Raw genomic sequence first — 19271 nt, 5'->3', positions numbered from 1 at the left:
TGCACCCTTAACAAAATGGTTGAATATGGCAAATTCACGATACATATACGCTTTTTGCCTTCCGCTTTTTCCATCATATAAAGTGCCACCAAAGATTCTATTCCCGCCACCTCTAACGACCCCTAATGCCCCTTAAAGGACAGCGTGCGCCGCTCTTTTTTGTTGCCCGGGTCGAGTTGCGGTTCTTTTTCTTCTTGTTCCTCCATTTCTGCTCTTTCAAGGGAACAGCTCACCTGGGTTTTCCGATTGGTGACTGCTCCGACGGTTCATCGGCTCATCCAAAGACTCTAAAGATTAAACCATTCATCTATACCACCGGCTTTACGATTACCTCTGTTAAGACCGAATTGGAGATAAAGCAGTCGTTATGAGCCCTGTGATGCAGGGCGGCTATCTGGTCAGGAGTGGGCAGATTCTCTCCGCTAAAAGTCACCTTGGGGTTTAAAGTAACCTGTAAAACCGCCATCTTCCCTTGGGCATTTTTACCCACCGAAGCAACCGCCTCGTCTTCGTAGCGCCCTACGGTAAATTTCTGAAAGGCAGCAAGGGCCAGAAAGGTGAGCAGGTGGCAGCTGGCTAGGGAGGCGGCAAAGGCTTCTTCCGGATTGACCAGTTCGGCCTTGCCTAAGTACTCCGGCGCAGCAGAGGCTTCTACGGCACTGCCCCCGCCAAAGGTCCAGGTATGGGTGCGGCTGTACGTTTTATACGTGAAATCGGTATTGGGACCCGACCATAGCAGGTTTGCTCTGTATTCGCTCATTTCTTTGTTAATTATAGGTTTTTATCAAATATGGATGGCCTGGTTGTTTACCGCCAGGCAAGCCTCTTTCAATGTCTCGTAAAAGGTAGGGTGCCCATGGGACATCCGGGCGATATCCTCAGCAGAGGCACGGTAGCTCATCGCGGCGACGGCCTCCCCGATGATGTCGCTGACCCGGGGGCCGATCATATGGATACCCAGGATTTCATCCGTTTTAGCATCGGCTAGTACTTTAATCTGGCCATCCAAATCGTCATTCATCCGGGCGCGGGCATTGGCCCGGAACGGGAATACCCCGGTCCGGTAGGCGCGCCCGTTAGCCTTCAACTGTTCTTCTGTATAGCCCACGGTGGCTACTTCCGGCCAGGTGTACACGATACCAGGGATAAGCAGGTAATCCAGGTGCGGCTTCTGGCCGGCCAGGCGTTCGGCCACATAGACGCCCTCCTCTGAGGCCTTGTGTGCCAGCATCGCCCCTTTCACCACATCGCCGATGGCATAGATGCCCGGCACATTCGTTTCCAGGTATTCATTTACCTCGATGCGCCCCCCTTTGTCGGTTGTGATGCCAACGTTTTCCAGTCCCAGTCCCTCCGTGTAGGGTTTTCGGCCCACGGCCATCAGGCAATAATCCCCCTCCAGGTTCAGGGTATTGCCCGCGGTATCCTCCGCCGTGACGGTTACCCCAGTTTCGGTGCTTTGGGCGCCGGTTACCTTGTGGCTGAGGTAGAAGTCCATCCCCAGCTTTTGTAGTGACTTTTTCAGTTCCTTACCCATGGTCAGGTCCATGCTGGGGATGATGGCATCGGTATATTCCAGCACACTGACTGTGGAGCCAACGCGCGCATACACTGACCCCAGCTCCATGCCAATGACCCCGCCTCCGATTACCAGCAGGTGCCGGGGGATTTCCGGTAAAGTCAGTGCCTCTGTGGAGGAGATAATCCTTTTCTTATCGATGGTGATACCAGGCAAGGAGCTGGGCTTGGAGCCCGTCGCCAGAACAATGTGCTTAGATTCAATTACTGAAGGAGGCCCTTCCGCTCCCTGAATGCTCACCGTCCGGGGTGTCAGCAAGGTTGCTTTGCCGCGTAAGACCTCTACCTTGTTCTTTTTCATCAGGTAGTCTACCCCCGCCACTGTTTTCTGGACCACGTCCGCTTTGTGGGCGAGCATCTGGGGGAAATCCAGTTGCAGGTTCTCCAGTCGGATGCCATGGTTTTTGAATTTGTGCTGGGCATTGTGAAAATGCTCGGAGCTATCCAATACAGCTTTGGAGGGGATGCACCCTACATTCAGGCAAGTGCCGCCCAAGGTGTCATATTTCTCTATGATAACTGTCTTGAAACCTAGTTGGGCGCAACGTATGGCTGCGACGTAGCCGCCCGGGCCAGAACCTATGATTGCAACATCGTACATAAGCAATTGAATTTAGAGGTTAATAGATTTTTGAAAACCACAGCGCGCGGATTAATCAAAGCGGTATAAAGCGCAAACATGAGTAGTTGCACTGCCATTTTGAAACGTGCAAAACCGTGCAACAATTTTTAAAGAGGTTAAATAACCCACATGGTTGTCCCTTGTCACCCGTCGTAGACCTGAATAAGCCTAAACCTTCCTATACTTTCATTCGCTGAATCCGCACCGCATTTAAGATGGCCAACAGAGCGACGCCCACATCGGCGATAACAGCCTCCCACAGGGTGGCCACACCCCCAGCACCCAAGGCCAGCACGATTACCTTGACGGTCATCGCCAAAATGATGTTCTGCCAGACGATGCTGCGGGTTATCTTCCCCACCTTGATGGCGGACACGATCTTAGACGGTTGGTCGTTCTGGATCACCACATCAGCGGTCTCTATGGTGGCGTCGCTGCCCAGGCCCCCCATGGCGATCCCGGCATCGGCCAGGGCCACCACCGGCGCGTCATTCACACCGTCACCCACAAAGGCGATGTGCCTGCCCTGGTCCTTCAACGCCTGCACCTTGGCCACTTTGTCCTCCGGGAGGAGGTTCCCGAACGCGGTGTCAATGCCCAGTTTTTTGGCCACTTCATCGACCACCGTCTGTTTGTCACCGGAGAGCATCACGGTCTGGATGTTCAAGGCGTGCATATCCCTGATAGCCTGGGCCGCATCCTCCTTTATCTCGTCTGCAATGGTGATATACCCGGCGTACAGCCCGTTCACCGCCACCACCACTATGGTGTTGACGATGCCCTCGATCTCCGCAGGGTAGGGTATGTTGAATTTCTTAAGGAGTTTGGTGTTGCCCGCCAGCACCTGCTTCCCATCAATCGTGCCTTTGAGCCCGTGGCCCGATATCTCCTCTACCTGCTCTATTCTGGAAGCCTGGGTGGCCTGGGCCCCGGCGAATTCCGCAATGGCCTTGGCGATCGGGTGGGTGGATTGCGTCTCGATGGCGGCGGTCAGGCTGATAAGCTCTTTTTCCTCCAGGCCATGGGCCACCACCTGCTGCACTTTGAAGACGCCGTGCGTCAAAGTGCCGGTCTTGTCCATCACCACCGCATTTACCCTGGTCATCACATCCAAGAAGTTTGATCCCTTGAAAAGGATCCCGTTCCGGGAAGCCAGCCCGATCCCACCGAAATAACCCAGGGGAATGGACACCACCAGCGCACAAGGGCAGCTTATCACCAGGAAAACCAGCGCGCGGTAAAACCAGACATTGAAGTCATAGTCGTCCATTATGAAATAGGGCACCGCGCATACGGCCAAGGCCAGAAAGAAGACGATGGGCGTGTAGACTTTAGCGAAACGGGAGATGAAGAGCTGGGTCTGCGACTTTCTGGCCGTCGCATCCTGCACCATTTCCAAAATCCTGCTCAGCTTGCTGTCCCGAAACAAGGAGGTGACCTGGACCTCGGCCACGGTATTGAGGTTGATCATCCCGGCGTACACTTTCTCTCCCTTCGCCTTTGTGTCGGGTTTGCTCTCCCCGGTCAGGGCGGCGGTGTTGAAGGATGCCTTCTCTGAGAGCAGCTCGCCGTCCAGGGCCACTTTCTCCCCGGATTTCATCTGGATGGTCTCCCCAATCTGTACTTCCTTTGGGTCCACTACCATAGCTGTTCCGCCCCTGATGACAGAGACCTCATCGGGGCGTATATCCAGCAACGCCTTTATGCTGCGCTTCGCGCGGTTGACGGCCGCGTCCTGGAACCACTCCCCTATGGAGTAGAAGACCATGACGGCCACACCCTCGCTGTAGGAGCCGATGGCGAAGGCACCGAGCGTGGCGACGCTCATCAGGAAGAACTCATTGAAGAAGTCGAGGCGCATGGCCTTGCGGAAGGCGAGGTCCAGCACTTTATAGCCAGCAAGCAGGTAGGCAGCGCCGTAAATGGCAAGGCCCAGTGGAGCGGGTGGGACGTAGCCGAAGCCATACTCCAAAGTGAGCATGACCACTAGGACTGCCAGGGACAGTAGAAGCGCCCAGTGGCTTTTCCACCCTGAGGACTCCCCGGCTCCATGGTCATGGCCGTCATGGTCACCGTTCTTCTCCACGTCGGCGTGGTTGACCGCATGCGGGTCTTTGTCTTCGTCCATCATCTTCTGGGCCGTTAGGAATGCTGTATTATAAGTTGGTTTGCGCTCTTCGCCGCCGTGAGATTCCTGTATCATATAAGTGGAATTAAAGATTGACTATTCATAAAAAAAGGTGGCCAGTCCCAAGACGATCAGCACGCCACCCATGATGGCGTGCCCGTGCCTCTCCAGCACCACTCCTCTGAAGCGGCCGATGCCCCGGTACCCCAAAGCGACAAGCCCCAGCATTAACGGCAGCGTCACAAAAACGAAAACCGTCGCCACCAGCAGGATTCCCTGCCACCCATGGGTGGCGGCTGTCAGGAAATAGGAACTTATCTCCAAACAGGGCGAGAAAAACAGGGCCACCGTCATGGTGGTGAACCAGCTCCGGACGGAAGGCGCCTTCCTGAGCGAGGATAGGTCCTTGGGAGCCTTGTCTGGGTGGGAGTAGGCGGTACCCAGTACAAACATGCCCATTACGACCAAGGCCAAGGGGGTAGCGTTACGGGCAAAGGAGGTAAACTCCTCAGACAGCCTGATACCCAGGTACCCGATCAGCCCGCCCAATAGGAGCGTGCCTCCAATGTGGGCGAGGCCCGCCAACAGGGTGGCCCGCAGCGTGGTGGCTAGTGGCCAGCCCTCTGAGCGCCCAATAGCCACCAAAGCCATCCAGTGGCTGGGGATCAGGGCATGGATCAGGCTGATCAGGAAACTATCCAGCAGGACATGCAGCATGGCGATTGACTAAAACTGAAAATTCTCCCTAAATCGTTTAATGGCCACCGCTCTCGCCTTTGTTGCCCTGCGCCGCGACATAGTAGGCGCCTTTGGTGACGAGTTGAGAGCCAGCCGGTATAGGGTTCAAAAGCTTTACCTCCGTGTATCCGGCATCCATGGCGCCCGTCTGAACCCCGATCTTGGTAAAGACCCAGTCCGGGGCGAGTTCCCCCTCATGTTCTTCTTCTGAGCTTTCAGCCTTAGGCTCAGGAGAGTGGGTGGCACGCGTAGCGGCGAACACGAATTTCAGCTCTCCTTCTGTTATGATGGCCTCATCCGGGAGCGCCGGCACGGTCGCCTCAGAGGTAAGGATACGGCCGCTCACGAACATGCCGGGAAGCAGGGTCGCCTCCTGGTTGTCGTTGATCTGGGCGTGTACCACCACCGTCTTGGTATCGTTCTCAAAGGATTTCCCCACCGAGAAGATGGTGGCCTCATATGTCTTGGAAGGGTTGGAGGTCAGGGAGAAGAGAACCTTCTGGCCGTTCTTGACCTGGGCGATGTCCTTCTCAAAGACCTGAAGGTCAATCTGGATGTGGTGGTTGTCCACTACCTGGAAAAGCTCCTTGGCTGGCTCAACCAAGGCGCCGATGTTTACCTTTATCTGATGTACATAGCCGTGCATGGGTGAAACCACCGATACCGAACGGATCAGGGAGCCTACCCTGATGCGGCTGGCGGATATGCCAATTTGGCCCAAGCGGCTGGCCAAAGAGGAAACCTCCGCCTGACGCGCCCTGTACTCGGCCTCGGCCAACTGGTACTTTTTGGCCGCAATCACATTCTCCTTCAATAATTCCCGTTGGCGCTCATAATCGATCTTGGCATAGTTAAGGGCGCTTTGGGCTTTCAGGTACTCCTCCTGGAGCTGGATGATGCTGGGGTGTTCGATGCTGACCAACCGTTGTCCCTTTTTCACGAACTGCCCCTGGGTGACGAAGATCTCCCGCACGATTCCCTCCGTCAGGCTGGAAATGGTGGCTTTGTTCTGAGGGGGGAGGTCCAGCATCCCGTTAGCCTGTATTCCGCTTTTAAGGGGCCGGTTCTCAATGCCTCCCAATTTTATCCCCACCGCATCCATTTGGGCCTGGGTCAGCCCGATGGACTCTTCTTCCCCGGCTTCACCCTCGGCATGGGTTTCATCGGTTTTTTCTTCGGCCTTCGGCCCATCCTGGCAAGAACTAAATGCTAGGATCACGCCAAACAGAAGGGGGAAAACACTTGATTTTATATGTTTCATCATCTTAATTGCTCTTTAAATAAAACTCTAATTGAATAACGGACTGGTTGAACTGGGACAGAACGTCAAGGTACTGCAACCGGATACGATGGGCCTGGTTTATGTTTTGGATGTACTCGGTGTACTCAGTTTCCCCTAGCCTGAAGCCCTTGCTGGCATATTCAATAATCAAGTTTGCCTGCGGCAATGCCTTGTCCTCATAGTACCGCAGGGCCTGCCTGCTCCTTTCGTAATCCTGGGTGAACCGCAACAGCTCTGTCTGCAAGGCCAGCCGCCGACTCTCGTACTGAGCGGTGGCTACCTGCTCCGCAAGGGAGGCGGCCCTCACCCGGGCGCGTTGGGCCCTGGAGAAGATGGGAATGCCTACCCCGAGTTCCACGGACTGGAATCGCCTGCCGGCCCCAAAGTACTCTTCCTCCCCAGAGACATTCTGGAAACCTTGGATGGTCTGGCTCCTCAGCCCAACCGAGAGCTCGGGCAGGAGCCGGCTTCTTTCCACTTGGGTCTGGGCCTGGCTGACCGCCATCTGGTTCCTGAAAATGGCAACCTCTGGATGGCTACTGAGCCAGGAGGTGTCTGCAGGCAAGATCAGCTCCCCTGACCGTGGCTCTGGCTGGAAGCTGACCGTGTCGGGGATGAAGAGCGAGCGAAGCAGGCGCTGCTGGACGGCAGTAACCTCTGAGCGGGTGGATTCCAAGGCGGTTCGGGCCTCCATGGCCTGGGCCTCGGCCGCGATCTTCTCCAGGTAGTTGGTCTCCCCCGCTTTGAAGCGGAAACCGGCGGCGCGCTCAAATTCCTGAGCCAGACTGTCTTGGATGCTCAGCATTTTGAACCTCTGGGAAAGGATAATCCATTCATTGTAGGCAAGCTTCACATCCCGGACCACGGTCCGCCTAGTCAGCAGCAGTTGCTGCTCCATGCCGCCGACCTGCTGTAAGGCCAGCCGAGCCTGGCTCCGGTACACGCCCGGCAAAGAGAAGCCTTGGGACAAAGTCAGTGCGTTGTCATTGGCCGCACTGTTTATTTGCCCGTACTCCCCCGTCAGAACCGTCTTTGGCAGATCGAAGCTTGCCCGGCGCAGCGCCTGCTGTTGCTCCACGGCCAGGGTGCCGGCGCGAACAGCAGGGCTGTTCTTCAGGGCCAGGTCTATTGCTTGGTTAAGAGTGACAGTGCCACTCACAGGATTAGGGCTAGTCTGGGCGCTCACCGGCAGGGCCAAACCGAAAACAACCAGAACAAGCACCAGAAAGCCAACTATTCCTCCCTGGCTACTGTCACCTTCCGTCTTTTTCATTTTTTCCACATAACTGTACATGATAGGAAGAAGGAAAAGGGTGAGCAGCGTGGAAGTGATAAGGCCCCCGATCACCACCGTGGCCAGCGGTTTCTGCACCTCTGCCCCGGCCGAGCCGGAAAGCGCCATGGGAAGGAAGCCTAGTGAGGCCACCGCCGCTGTCATGATCACCGGGCGCAGCCGGACCTTAGTGCCTTCCATGATTCGAGTGTACGGATCTTTCCATCCTTCCTTTTTCAATTGGTTGAAATACCCTATCAGAACGATTCCGTTCAATACCGCCACGCCGAAGAGGGCGATGAACCCGATACCGGCGGAGATACTAAAGGGCATGCCCCGCAACAGCAAGGCGAACACACCGCCGATGGCCGCCAAGGGAATGGCCGTGAAGATGAGCAGGCTCTGCTTGAAGGAACCGAAGGTGAGAAAGAGCAGCAGCAGGATAATCGCCAGGGAAAGTGGCACGGCCACCGAGAGTCGGGCCTTGGCGGCCTGCAGGTTCTCAAACTGTCCGCCATAGGTGACGTAGTAGCCCACCGGCAATTTGAATTTGGCTTCCAGGGTCTCCTGTATTTCCTTTACCAGGTTCTCCACGTCACGCTCCCGGGCATTGATGCCTATGGTGATACGACGCTTGGTGTCATCCCGCGATATCTGGCTGGGTCCTTCCTCCAACGTCACCTGAGCCACCTGTCGAAGGGGTACCTGGGTACCGTTTGGTAGGGCAATCAGCAAGTCTTCCACGTTTGAGAGCGTCTGACGGTTGGTCTGCGCCAGACGAACCACGAGATCAAATCGTCTCTCCCCCTCATAAATGACCCCGGCCTCCCCACCAGCGAACCCAGTGCGCAAGGCTCGGTTCACATCCTCTACGCTAAGTCCCATCTGTGCCATCTGGGCACGGTTGTATTTCACAAGCACTTGGGGCAAACCGGTGGTCTGCTCTACTTTCAAATCCCCCACCCCTGCAATAGGGCGGATAAGGTTGGCTGCCTCCTCGGCTTTCTGGGCCAATACATCCAAGTCCTCACCGTAGATCTTCACCGCGATGTCCTGTTTCACCCCGGTCATCAGCTCGTTGCTTCTCAATTGGATAGGCTGGGAGAACTCGGCGTTCAAGCCCGGAATGACCGACAGCGCCTGCTCCATTTTCTCCATGAGCTCCTCCCTGGTGTCGGCGGACTCCCATTCGTCCCGGTCCTTCAGGATAACGGTCATGTCGGCGGCCTCGATGGGCATGGGGTCGGTGGGTATTTCCGAAGCACCGATCTTGCTGATCACCTCCTTTACCTCCGGGAACTGCTTGAGCAGTATCCTTTCCGCCTGGGAGAAGGTCTTGACGCTCTGGGTCAGCGAGGAGCCTGGGCTAATGGAGGATTCGATGGCGAAGTCGCCCTCGTCCAGGGTTGGGATGAATTCTCCGCCCATGCGGCTAAAAAGGAAAAGGGTGAATAGAAACAAACCAAGCGTCAATGCCAACAGCACAACCCTTATTTTCAACGCCTTCTGTAAAAGTCTCCCATAGGAAGCTTCCAATCGGGCCATTACTTTGTCTGCGAAATTGGGCTTGTGCTTGGTCTTCTTACTCAGGAACAAAGCCGAGGCCATAGGCACGTAGGTCAGGGAAAGGATCAGGGCGCCCAGGATGGCAAACCCCACGGTCTGGGCCATAGGGCGGAACATCTTGCCCTCGATTCCCACCAGCGCCAGTATGGGCAGGTAGACGATGAGGATAATGATTTCCCCAAAGGCGGCCGATTGGCGGATCTTGACGGTGGCATCCAGGACGGTGTCATCCATCTGCCGTTGGTTCAGCCGGTCTATTCCCTCAAACTGTTTGTTTACTGATATCCGGTGCACTATACTCTCCACGATGATTACCGCGCCGTCCACGATCAACCCGAAGTCAATAGCCCCCAGGCTCATCAGGTTTCCGGACACGCCGAAGAGCTGCATCATGGAGATGGCGAAAAGCATGGCTAGGGGGATGACCGAAGCCACCACCAGGCCGGCGCGCAGGTTGCCCAACAAGAGCACCAGCACGAAAACCACGATAAGCCCCCCTTCTATGAGGTTTTTGCTGACGGTGCCGATGGCTCGGTCCACCAGTCGTGTTCGGTCCAGGAACGGCTCCAGCACCACCCCAGGCGGTAGGGTCTTCTGAATTCCCTCGATCTTCGCCTTCACGTTTTCTATTACCTGCGCGGAGTTTTCACCCTTGAGCATCATGACGATGCCTCCTACCACCTCTCCCTCCCCGTTTCGGGTCAAGGCGCCGTAGCGCACAGAACTTCCTTCTTCCACGGTGGCGACGTCCCGTATCAAAAGAGGCAGGCCTGCTGTATTCTTCACAACGGTCTGCTCAATATCCTCAAAACTCGTCAGAAGGCCGATACCCCGGATAAAGTAGGCATTAGGGCCCTTTTCAATGAAGGCCCCCCCGGTGTTCTCATTATTCCTCTCCAGCGCATCAAAGATGTCGGAGATCGTCACATCGAATGCCCGAAGCCTTTCCGGGTCCACGGAAACCTGGTACTGTTTAACCATCCCGCCGAAGCTGCTGACCTCGGCCACCCCGGGCGTGCCGGCCAACTGCCGTTTCACGATCCAGTCCTGGATCGTCCTTAGTTCCGTGGGTGAGTATTCCTTAGGCGAGTCGGGGGTGGTATGCAGCACATACTGGTAAATCTCGCCTAGGCCGGTTGAGACAGGGCCCATCTCAGGGGATGCCAACCCCACTGGAAGTTGTTCCTGGGCACTCCTGAGCTTCTCGCCCACGATCTGGCGGGCGAGGTAGACGTCCACGTCATCCTCAAAGACCACGGTGACCACGGAAAGGCCGAAGCGGGAGATGGATCGGACCTCCACCAGGTCCGGCACGTTGGCCATCTCAATCTCTATGGGGGAAGTGATGAACTGCTCGACTTCCTGCGCCGCCAGGGTGGGGGAAGTCGTGATGATCTGTACTTGGTTGTTGGTGATGTCCGGAACGGCATCGATGGGAAGCCGGCTCAGGGAGAAAAGCCCCCAGACCACCAGGGCAAGGGTGAATAGCCCGATAATCAGCTTGTTCCGGATGGAAAAAGCTATCAGATTGTCAATCATGAAACTATGGTTTAAGCCAAAAAATAGACAGCCTGGGGGACCCATAGGAATCCAGGCAAAATGGCTAAGAGAAGGAGTCTACCCAATCCCAGCGGTCAATAAATAAGGCTTAAACTTTGGGGGGTTGCCAGATGGAGGCATGGACGGCCAAGTGACGTTCCCGGTAGAAGGCAAGAAGGGGCGTCCGATTAAAGAAAGCTTTCGCCTCAATTTGAAGTGAAGCTGAGGTTGGCTGTGAGAAACCTGCGCAGCAGCTGCAGATGCAGAGCGGCGTGCACATATCCCTGGCCTCTTGGTGGTTCTCGGTGACAGGGGAAGGGGTCACAGAAGTGCCTGGTGTCGTTTCGGCATAACCATAGACGTCGCTGCAGGGCATACAAGCCATGAAGGTCATGAAAACAGCGAGGATAAGGTTAAACCACTTCATCAGGGCAAAAATACGGGATGCTAACTCAAATACAAAGAATCCGGTGGGATGATTCTTAACCGAAACATTTCCTTATACCGGGTTTGCTTCCAAAACGTTGTTACAATGATTGCTTGGTCATTCCTTCTTGGTGGATTCCCTGCTGACGTCCATCTTAGGAAAGCTGAGGTGATATCGGAATATAAGGGATAAAGATACCTGTTATCTAGCGTCCGCATGGCCTAGGATCAGATGAATTCCTAGCATGTTCCTGATTCCCCTAGGTAAAGAGCTTTATTTGGCGTGGGAGGAGTAAAAATGCCAGATGCGTAGACAGGCAACGGTCAAAAGCAAAGCTGCCAGAATAAAGTAGAAGATTATTAGCACGATCTTTGGCCTGGAATTTTTAGTTCTTTTGTTTTTCGTCATTGTTGTAGAATATCTTATATTCCTATTATAGTCAATTTAAACATCGGAAATTCGATCTTAAGTTAGCATTACAGGAGAAAATGTAGCTAGGAAAGATCGCCCTTTTTACCAACCTGTTTAGTGAAGGAGGGCCTATCTTATATATTAACCAACCTTTTCTTCTTTCTTTTGCGTTCTCCGTGACGAATAGGTAAATTTAGTGGGGAAGCTGGCCTTTTTAAAACCCAAGCTACTACCATTGGGGAAAACCAGCCAAATCGTTTGATTGTTACTTCAGTTACAATTGTTTGAAACTAGGTGGAACTGATAATGCTTAGCCGGGTAACCCGAGGGATCCGTATAAGCATTATCATTTATGGCCTTTTACGGAAGTACCACCAAACCAGCAGTTCCAAAGGCAAAGTTGGCAGAATGCCAGGCTCTTGCTCTTGCACCCCGCAACATGTTAGTCAAAAAACTCATCAAGAGTTTCTCTGTTTTACCATTAGTATGGCTGTTTTCCTTGGCTAGCTATGGACAGAGCAATGTGAACCTTAAATTTTTTGGCGTCAGCCTTCATCCCAAAGGAGAGATTAATGCACCATTGATGCCTTTGAATCCAGACAAAAAAGGGTATTTGGTGTTCAATTTGGGTGGGGCGCTAGGCTATGAACATTTCCTCAGACGGGACAAGTTCTCCGTCAAAGCTATCCAGGCGTTGTATGCTGATTGCGCACTGCAGGTGGGGGGCTTTTCCCATGTGGGGGTTCGATGGGTCGTCTTCAAAAAAGGCCGGCATTCCCTCAACGGGGGGATAGGTCCTACCCTGGTGTTTCGGCGCAACTGGTATCGTTTGAAAGGATACCAGTATTCCGGTTTTTTCAGGGGGGACAAGAACGACCGGTGGCAGTACAGGCTTATTCCCCTGGCGGGAGAATTGGAGTATAATCTGATGGTCAGTGAGAGGTATGAACTGTCTACAGGCCTTATCCCTGGATACCCAAGCCTGATAAGTATTTCGTTCGGGCTCCGGCGGTGGATTAATCCCTAGCCCAAGAGAATATGCTTAAAGGCGGGGCAACAGGAATACCGCGCTCATGGGCGCGGCGCGGCAAACCGCTTATTCCCAATGAAGGACTGATCCGTCAGGGATTGCAGGAAAGCGAGCAGCTGCCTTTTCTCCGCCTGGGAAAGTTGGATGCCCGGGGTTGGCCCATCCAAGGCAGGGTCCAGAGTGGCGGACCGCCTTACCCCGGTATCATAATGCTCCAACACCTGCTGCAACGTCCCAAAACGGCCGTCATGCATATAGGGGGAGGTAAGGGCCACGTTGCGTAGGCTCGGGACTTTGAACCGGCCGACGTCCGTCGGAGACTCGGTAACCAGATGCCTGCCGGTATCCTGGGGAGTGTCAGCGTCCAGCCCGTTGTTCCGAAAGGAATGGTCGGTGAACAGGCCCGGTTGGTGGCATGTGCCGCACTTTCCCTTGAAAACCACCAGGCCTTTTTTCTGCTCCGGCGTAAGGGCCTCGGCTTTCCCATTCTGGAACTGGTCATAAGGGGAGCCGGCAGACACCAACTCCCCCATGAACTGGGCCAAGGCCCTGAACAGCTGCTGGCTGTTCACCGTGTCCCGGTGCTGGAAGGCCTTCCTGAAAGCCTGGACATATTCCGGGTCGCGGTTCAGTTTCCTGATCACGCTGGAGAGGTTCTCCCCCATCTCCAAAGGATTGGTGATGGGGGCAAGGGGCACCAACTCCAGGTGGTTTCCCCCACCGTCCCAGAAAAAGGCTCGGCTCCAGCGCAGGTTGGCCAGCGCAGGAGTGTTCCTGGACCCTTCCTTTCCCCCCACGCCCTGAGTCACGGGGCTCCCCGGGTCGGCGAAGGCGGCCTCCTGCCGGTGGCAGCTCCCGCAGGAAACGGAGCCGTCCTTTGAGAGAATAGGGTCGTAGAAGAGGGCCCGCCCCAGCTCGAACCCCTCCTCTGTCACCGGGTTGTTCCGGTAGCTATAGATAGGCTCCGGAAAACCGGCCGGGAATGACGGGCTTTCCGCGGGGGTAATATCCTGCTCAGAGCCGCACGCGGCTATCCCTAAGGCAGCGCACAGGAGCACATATCTACGGCCCAGACGAAAGCTACTCAACGACATCCCGCTTATTCCCGCATGTGACCAACGGTGAACATCCGGGTGTAGTTGTCAGCCACTTTCACCGAGTTCGCGCCTCCCATGGTTGAGCTCAGTTCCGAGAACCGGATCGTGTTCACCCCTTGGAATAATCGTAGCACGTCCGCTGACAGGGAGACCCGTGGTGTTCTGGAGGCTTCCACCCGCAGTTTCTGACCCGCCAGGAAAGGGAGGGATACTGTCCGGAGGGAATTGTGCGGGGCCTGGAAGCCCCCTGTGTGGAAGACCAGGCCTCCGTTTTTGGACTGAGGGGACGTGCCCTCCAGCTTGAGGAACACGTACCCGGTGTTCCAGGACCAGAACATACCGTTGGCTGGGTCCAGGGCCCCAGTCTGCGCGCCGGCCACGTTCCGGGCACTGTCCACCCCGATGGTGAAGGAGAGGCCGCTGTAGTCCCCTGGGGGGACGTCCTTCACCGATACCAGCTTGGAGGAAGGGATGCTTTCGTCCACTAGGTAATAACTCTCCGGCTGGTGGTACTCAGTGCCGTCTGCTTTTCTGAAAACGAGGTTACTGATGTAATACTGGAATTTGGAGACCCTGAATCCGTCCCCGTTGGCGTTGGTGTACTCCAGGTCCTCCAGAGAAAGCGGGAAGTTGCCTACTACATGGTCAAATACCAAAGTGACTTCCCCGGATTGGGGCACCGCCTCCGGATCTTCGCTGCAGGAAAAAGACAGCATTAACGTCAAGATAATGGATAAGAGAGCAGCCTGTCTTGGCATAAGGGACTTCATGATAAATTTAAAGGGAAAATAAGAAATATAAAGTCTTCACAAGTTGACTCAAGTGGGTTGCATACCCATGAAATCTTTATTGGCTATCTTCCGATTTACAAACAGTATCCAGTCAAAAAAGGGGAAGCATGGTCGTTGGAATAGACACATATTCTGAGAAGACGCTGGTGGAGATTAGCGGTCCAAGGAGTAAGCTTTATCATGCGCAGTAACTTGGCCCCTTTATTCTCCACAAGTGCCGTGCATGTCTTATTTCAATTATCCAGGGTTCACTTTCTTCTCAGAGAAACGCTTCTCTTGGATGAAAGTGCTGTCCGTAAGGGTATGGAGGAACCTTATTATTTTCCCTTTCTCCTCCGCGGTTAAACCCAAGGAACGGCCATCATAATCATTGGAGGCTTCCATAATAAGGGGATCCAGATTAGGGCTGCCACTCCGGATATGCTCGTTGTAATGGTCCAATACTTCCTCCAGGGTCTTGAAACGCCCATCATGCATGTAGGGGGCCGTAAGGGCGATGTTGCGCAGGGTCGGGGCTTTGAATTTGCCTTGGTCTGTCGTCTTGCCGGTCACCAAGCCCCTGCCCAAGTCGGTAAAGGAAAGGTCCAGTCCGTTGTTATGGAACTGCTGCAAGGTGGTGAGGTCACTGCCATGGCAATCCCCGCAGTTGCCACCCCGTATCCTCCCATCGGGGTTCGGGTGGGTCAGAAACAAGACGTAACCCTCCAGCGCTTCGGCTGGAAGGCCCTTCTTCCCTTCCCGGTATAGGTCAAAGGGCGAGTTGGAGGAAACTAAAATACGTTGGAATTGCCCCAGGGCTTTGAAAACCAGGTCAGCCGTGATAGTGGAGGTGCCGAACGCTTTCCTGAACATGGGGGGGTAGGCGGGGATACTCTGCAGCTCCCTGACGGCCTCCCCCATGTCTTGGTTCATCTCCAAAGGGTTCTCAATCGGAAAACGGGCCTGCTCCTCCAAGGAAGCGAAGGCGCCGTCCCAGTTGAAGGACCGGTTATAGGCCAGGTTCGCCAGCGACATGGCATTGCGGTGGGAGATTTCCCCCCCAACGCCCACGCTCAGAGACTTTCCATCGGTGAACGCGCGCTTCTGCTGGTGGCAACTTCCGCAGGACAGGGTATTGTCCCCCGAGAGTCTTTTCTCATAGAAAAGCGCCCGGCCGAGGCCAACACCTTCCTGGGTCAGCTTGTTCTGATCCGGTATGCTGGGGGAGCCGAAACGGCTCGGGAACGTCAGGTCGTAGACAACATCTTCGACGGGCTCCTGTGTTTCCGGGATGGGGAGCTCGTCACTATCCCGGCAAGCGGTGAAGCTTGAAAAGATAGTGAGCCAGAAGCACAGCATTGCCTTTTTATCCATCAGATTATGTGTGACACTTAATAAATAACTGAGGATATTTAATAAAAATTATGCCCTTTTACAAAAAAGCTGTTTTAGAGTTTCCAAAAAGAGTTCATCCCGCATGTAGCGGATAGTTTTCACTTCTGATTTTGGTCTTATTTTCAAAAAAGAGGCAGAAGACAGAAATATTGACAAACAAATACTTTAAACAGTGGACTGTGCTCAGCATTTTAAAAACCTTTAATCAGCTTTAAGATCTTAGTTAAGAAATTAGAGAGAAAAATGCCTAACGAAAAAGAGATGTCATTCTAAATAGTAGATTGAGTCAATCGTTGAGAATCGAACCATTGTGCAGCAACAAACGAAAGGTAACCCATGGTTTATATCAGTTCAAGGTGTACCTAAGTAAGTCAGGACGGTTTTTCCTTTTCTTGTAGTCATCCAAGTTCAGTGAAAATGCGAATCCGGGCACACCGTAAATATAAGTGGGTGACGCAACAATAGACGGTTTCCTTCCCCAGCGGTTACGGTGCGACAGGTAGGCCAGATGGGAAGAGAGCATGCCTATGCCGGCACCTACGAAGACGTCTGATTGCCAGTGTTTATTGTTCAGCATCCGGAAAACCCCTACGCTGGTTGCAATAGTGTATGCCCCGACACCGTACCAGGGGCTTTTGTGCTTGAGCTCCGTATTGAGGATAGATGCCGCAAGGAATGCCTGGGCCGCATGGCCAGAGGGCATGGATTCCCGGTTCTCCCCATTGGGACGCTCCTGGTCGGTAACCTGCTTCAATCCATAGACAGTGACGGCGAAAATGGCCTCCGCCTTCAGAATCACGATGCCAGTGTTCAGAAAGTCATTTTTTGATTTGACGTTCAACAGGTTGGCCAAGGCAAGCTCCACATAGGGCGCAATAAGCAAGGGGTTGTCTATTGTGGTTTTAAAATTGGGGAAATGCCTTTGGATATCCCGTTTGGCGTCATAACTGCTGTAGAGGCCGTTGTCCTTGACCGTGCTCAGCCCGTACCCAATCAGAAGGGCCGGAATGATAGTCGCTTTGAAAGCCTTGGACTTGAAAAAGGGTGCCTTGGCGGAAGGGGCCGAAACTGAATCCTGATATTTCTTCAGCGTGTCTGCCGCCACCGTCTCTTGGGATACTTTGAGAGAGTCAATTTCTTGTGCTTTCAGCTCAGGGCTGATAGCCCCAATAGAAATAGACAACACAAACCATAGGCGTAAAATTTTTTTCATAAGCGATGGTAAAGTGAGAATGGAATCAATCACTTTACCACAAGCTGTTCAAAAGGTTGCGTCATAACTTTCCCTTGTTTAGCCACTCAACCTTTAATACAAGCGAAGCTGAATATTTGCAATGCCAAAATCAAGAAAAGAAAGACGAGCCAACCTTTCATTATTAACAGCTTAATGACGCTTCATCGATTTTACTGGTAGTAAGGGAAACGGATTTAAGGGTTGGATCTTATCTTTCAAAAAACATTAGCTGGGGTAAGCAAATTTATTATAAGACATAGCCAATGGAAGGCTAATCAGATTACAGCTTAACTAAAATAGTTGTCCCTAAATAGCCAGTGCCTCCATTCCGCACCACATGCCATCCCATTTTTTCCAAATTTTCTTGGATATAACGGTTTAGCAACCCATGTGCCACAAGGGCGACATTAGTCTTTTCTTCTGACGCATCGGCTAGAGTTCTAGCCGCCGCCTTTGCCCGTTTGCGGGCTTCAGCGAAACTTTCCGCGCCTTGCCGGTCTATGCCTAGTACCCACTTTACACGTGCGGCGGAGGTCCATAGATTAATCGGTAATCTTATATTGGGGCTATGGTGACCCATGGATGATTCAAATTCCCTGAAGATTGGGGATATTATCGTCTCACGGTTTATTCCAAAGATATACTGAGCGGTAGCTTTTGCCCTGTTGATAGAACTGGAGAAAACTTTAAGCTGATTAGGGTTCTGAATGTTGAAAAAGGAAGTATCAGGCACTATTATCCCTACGCTATCATAATCGGCGGCAAACTGGTTTGCCTCACGGTATGAAAATTTACCCACTTTCCGCAGATCCGGTTCTCCATGGCGAATAAGGGCAATCTGTCGTACCTTACTGCCGACAGGAAGTGCTAGATCCTCCTCATTGAAGAAGGAGATGCGTTGCGCAACAGGTTTTCCATTGGCGGTCACGTAAGAGGCATTCCTGCTTAATTCCGTAAGCCTTGCCTCGATGCTTTGGATTGTCTGATGAAGTAGCTTTGTGCCTTCCGCTTGCACCGACAATAGGGTTATAAGAACTAAGGTGGGTACTAAAAACAATCTTTTAAGCATAAGGTCTACTAGATTATTGTATATAAGTATAACCTCAGGCGGAAGGAGGTAGTTCCCGTTGTCCCTTTGACTCTGTATCTATTGGTCAATTACCTGATCAATAATCAGCTAATCATAGAATGTATTGTACTGCCCTCACCTAAACTGGTATGTAGTGTAGTAGCGGATGCTAAAGTTAGTAATATTAAAAAAGGCTTTTCCCAGAATTCACTTTCATAATACTGGAATTTATTGGAGGGCTTATTTCAGGCAGCGTTGCCATTCTTTCTGACTCCATTCGTGATTTTTCCGATAGCATTTCCTTAGGTTGATATTCCCAATAGAATCGAGACAAGGCAGCAATTCAGATATATGTACGGATATAGGCATTCCCCTCCTTAGGGTTATAATCAATATGGTCATATTGTTGTCAGGCTCCATTTATTATAGATCCTGTTCTGGGGATTGTTGCTACCCGCATCATCTTGGTTGTTGCCATGAAAATGAAAGAGCTTAAGGGACTCTGAAACTATCTCTGCATTGTGTACTTGAGAAAGTAAATACAGCACTTTTTAACAACTTATACTTTACATTAAGAGTGTTCATCCAATATGAAATATAATACATTGAAAAAACTTATTGATATATCTCCTATTTCAATAGGCTTGCTATGACAGCTTTTTGTTTATATAGGCAGAAATACAATGTGATATATGAATGTTTTTACAGGATTGAATAAGTAACTACCATGAATTTCTGCTGGTCTGTCCTTACTTTCTAGGCATATACAGTATTAAGCAAACCCCAAATAGGGCTATTAATGCGCCAATAATATCATAGCGGTCTGGCTTAAAGCCGTCCACTTTCCAAGCCCATACCAAGGCCATCACTATGAAAACGCCGCCATAGGCAGCATACACCCTCCCGAAGCTGGCTGTCTGCCAGGTAGCCACTACCCCGTACATAGCCAGAATAATACTACCCAGTATGCCATACCACAAGGGTTTCTCTTCCTTCAGCCAAAGCCAAACCAGATAACCCCCACCGATTTTACAAAGCCCGGCTAGGAAAAAAATACATAGTGATTTGATTATTTCCATAGTGGGTGAAGGTAGTCATTTCGAATATTTCTT

At 52.7% G+C, this 19271-nt stretch carries 14 protein-coding genes; 1 reads left to right on the top strand and 13 read right to left on the bottom strand.

Annotated features, from left to right (window positions below):
* Positions 1-307: 307 nt before the first annotated feature.
* The 7 genes from IMY23_RS19710 to IMY23_RS20380 all read right to left on the bottom strand — a co-directional run bounded on the left by IMY23_RS19710 (position 308) and on the right by IMY23_RS20380 (position 11153).
* Positions 308-760: an OsmC family protein gene (locus IMY23_RS19710; protein ID WP_186631834.1), complete on the bottom strand. Its 453-nt coding sequence runs from the start codon at positions 758-760 to the stop codon at positions 308-310.
* 24 nt (positions 761-784) lie between these two features.
* Positions 785-2179: a dihydrolipoyl dehydrogenase gene (gene lpdA, locus IMY23_RS19705; protein ID WP_186631831.1), complete on the bottom strand. Its 1395-nt coding sequence runs from the start codon at positions 2177-2179 to the stop codon at positions 785-787.
* Between the two features lie 199 nt (positions 2180-2378).
* Positions 2379-4331, bottom strand: a complete 1953-nt coding sequence (locus tag IMY23_RS19700) for a heavy metal translocating P-type ATPase (protein ID WP_186631895.1) — start codon at positions 4329-4331, stop codon at positions 2379-2381.
* A 93-nt stretch (positions 4332-4424) separates the two neighbouring features.
* Positions 4425-5045 carry a hypothetical protein gene (locus IMY23_RS19695; RefSeq protein WP_186631828.1) on the bottom strand — a complete coding sequence of 207 codons (621 nt, stop codon included), beginning with the start codon at positions 5043-5045 and terminating at the stop codon, positions 4425-4427.
* 37 nt (positions 5046-5082) lie between these two features.
* Complete coding sequence (locus tag IMY23_RS19690; protein ID WP_186631825.1) at positions 5083-6330, bottom strand: efflux RND transporter periplasmic adaptor subunit; 1248 nt, start codon at positions 6328-6330, stop codon at positions 5083-5085.
* A gap of 1 nt (position 6331) precedes the next feature.
* Complete coding sequence (locus IMY23_RS19685) at positions 6332-10726, bottom strand: CusA/CzcA family heavy metal efflux RND transporter (RefSeq protein WP_192823919.1); 4395 nt, start codon at positions 10724-10726, stop codon at positions 6332-6334.
* A 109-nt stretch (positions 10727-10835) separates the two neighbouring features.
* Positions 10836-11153 carry a DUF6660 family protein gene (locus IMY23_RS20380; protein ID WP_369426491.1) on the bottom strand — a complete coding sequence of 106 codons (318 nt, stop codon included), beginning with the start codon at positions 11151-11153 and terminating at the stop codon, positions 10836-10838.
* 850 nt (positions 11154-12003) lie between these two features.
* On the opposite strand from IMY23_RS20380, the gene IMY23_RS19680 reads away from it, so the two are divergent.
* A complete protein-coding gene (locus tag IMY23_RS19680; RefSeq protein ID WP_192823918.1) occupies positions 12004-12591 on the top strand; it encodes a hypothetical protein in 588 nt (195 codons plus the stop codon).
* A 44-nt stretch (positions 12592-12635) separates the two neighbouring features.
* Here IMY23_RS19680 and IMY23_RS19675 read toward each other — a convergent pair whose 3' ends face one another.
* The 6 genes from IMY23_RS19675 to IMY23_RS19650 form a co-directional block, all read right to left on the bottom strand.
* Positions 12636-13682 (bottom strand): cytochrome-c peroxidase, encoded by a 1047-nt coding sequence (locus tag IMY23_RS19675; RefSeq protein ID WP_186631816.1) that lies wholly within the window; start codon positions 13680-13682, stop codon positions 12636-12638.
* Positions 13683-13693: 11 nt separating this feature from the next.
* Positions 13694-14461, bottom strand: a complete 768-nt coding sequence (locus IMY23_RS19670; RefSeq protein WP_192823917.1) for an MbnP family protein — start codon at positions 14459-14461, stop codon at positions 13694-13696.
* A gap of 258 nt (positions 14462-14719) precedes the next feature.
* Positions 14720-15835 (bottom strand): cytochrome-c peroxidase, encoded by a 1116-nt coding sequence (locus IMY23_RS19665; RefSeq protein ID WP_186631808.1) that lies wholly within the window; start codon positions 15833-15835, stop codon positions 14720-14722.
* A 367-nt stretch (positions 15836-16202) separates the two neighbouring features.
* Positions 16203-17069 (bottom strand): phosphatase PAP2 family protein, encoded by an 867-nt coding sequence (locus IMY23_RS19660; protein WP_186631805.1) that lies wholly within the window; start codon positions 17067-17069, stop codon positions 16203-16205.
* A gap of 301 nt (positions 17070-17370) precedes the next feature.
* Positions 17371-18159, bottom strand: a complete 789-nt coding sequence (locus IMY23_RS19655) for a histidine phosphatase family protein (protein WP_186631803.1) — start codon at positions 18157-18159, stop codon at positions 17371-17373.
* 749 nt (positions 18160-18908) lie between these two features.
* Positions 18909-19238 carry a YnfA family protein gene (locus IMY23_RS19650; protein WP_186631799.1) on the bottom strand — a complete coding sequence of 110 codons (330 nt, stop codon included), beginning with the start codon at positions 19236-19238 and terminating at the stop codon, positions 18909-18911.
* Between the last annotated feature and the right edge of the window lie 33 nt (positions 19239-19271).

This window comes from Rufibacter sp. LB8 (genome assembly GCF_014876185.1).
In the GTDB taxonomy this organism is placed as follows: Bacteria; Bacteroidota; Bacteroidia; order Cytophagales; family Hymenobacteraceae; genus Nibribacter.
The sequence above is the reverse complement of the archived record's forward strand: the minus strand, read 5'-3'. Positions and strand labels throughout refer to the sequence as shown.

Excerpts from the sequence above, each read along its gene's own strand:
- IMY23_RS19690 (WP_186631825.1), bottom strand. The coding sequence starts at position 6,330 with ATGATGAAACATATAAAATCAAGTGTTTTCCCCCTTCTGTTTGGCGTG.
- IMY23_RS19650 (WP_186631799.1), bottom strand. The coding sequence starts at position 19,238 with ATGGAAATAATCAAATCACTATGTATTTTTTTCCTAGCCGGGCTTTGT.
- IMY23_RS19665 (WP_186631808.1), bottom strand. The coding sequence starts at position 15,835 with ATGGATAAAAAGGCAATGCTGTGCTTCTGGCTCACTATCTTTTCAAGC.
- IMY23_RS19700 (WP_186631895.1), bottom strand. The coding sequence starts at position 4,331 with ATGATGGACGAAGACAAAGACCCGCATGCGGTCAACCACGCCGACGTG.
- IMY23_RS19670 (WP_192823917.1), bottom strand. The coding sequence starts at position 14,461 with ATGAAGTCCCTTATGCCAAGACAGGCTGCTCTCTTATCCATTATCTTG.
- lpdA (WP_186631831.1), bottom strand. The coding sequence starts at position 2,179 with ATGTACGATGTTGCAATCATAGGTTCTGGCCCGGGCGGCTACGTCGCA.
- IMY23_RS19695 (WP_186631828.1), bottom strand. The coding sequence starts at position 5,045 with ATGCTGCATGTCCTGCTGGATAGTTTCCTGATCAGCCTGATCCATGCC.
- IMY23_RS20380 (WP_369426491.1), bottom strand. The coding sequence starts at position 11,153 with ATGAAGTGGTTTAACCTTATCCTCGCTGTTTTCATGACCTTCATGGCT.
- IMY23_RS19655 (WP_186631803.1), bottom strand. The coding sequence starts at position 18,159 with ATGCTTAAAAGATTGTTTTTAGTACCCACCTTAGTTCTTATAACCCTA.
- IMY23_RS19660 (WP_186631805.1), bottom strand. The coding sequence starts at position 17,069 with ATGAAAAAAATTTTACGCCTATGGTTTGTGTTGTCTATTTCTATTGGG.
- IMY23_RS19680 (WP_192823918.1), top strand. The coding sequence starts at position 12,004 with ATGTTAGTCAAAAAACTCATCAAGAGTTTCTCTGTTTTACCATTAGTA.
- IMY23_RS19710 (WP_186631834.1), bottom strand. The coding sequence starts at position 760 with ATGAGCGAATACAGAGCAAACCTGCTATGGTCGGGTCCCAATACCGAT.
- IMY23_RS19685 (WP_192823919.1), bottom strand. The coding sequence starts at position 10,726 with ATGATTGACAATCTGATAGCTTTTTCCATCCGGAACAAGCTGATTATC.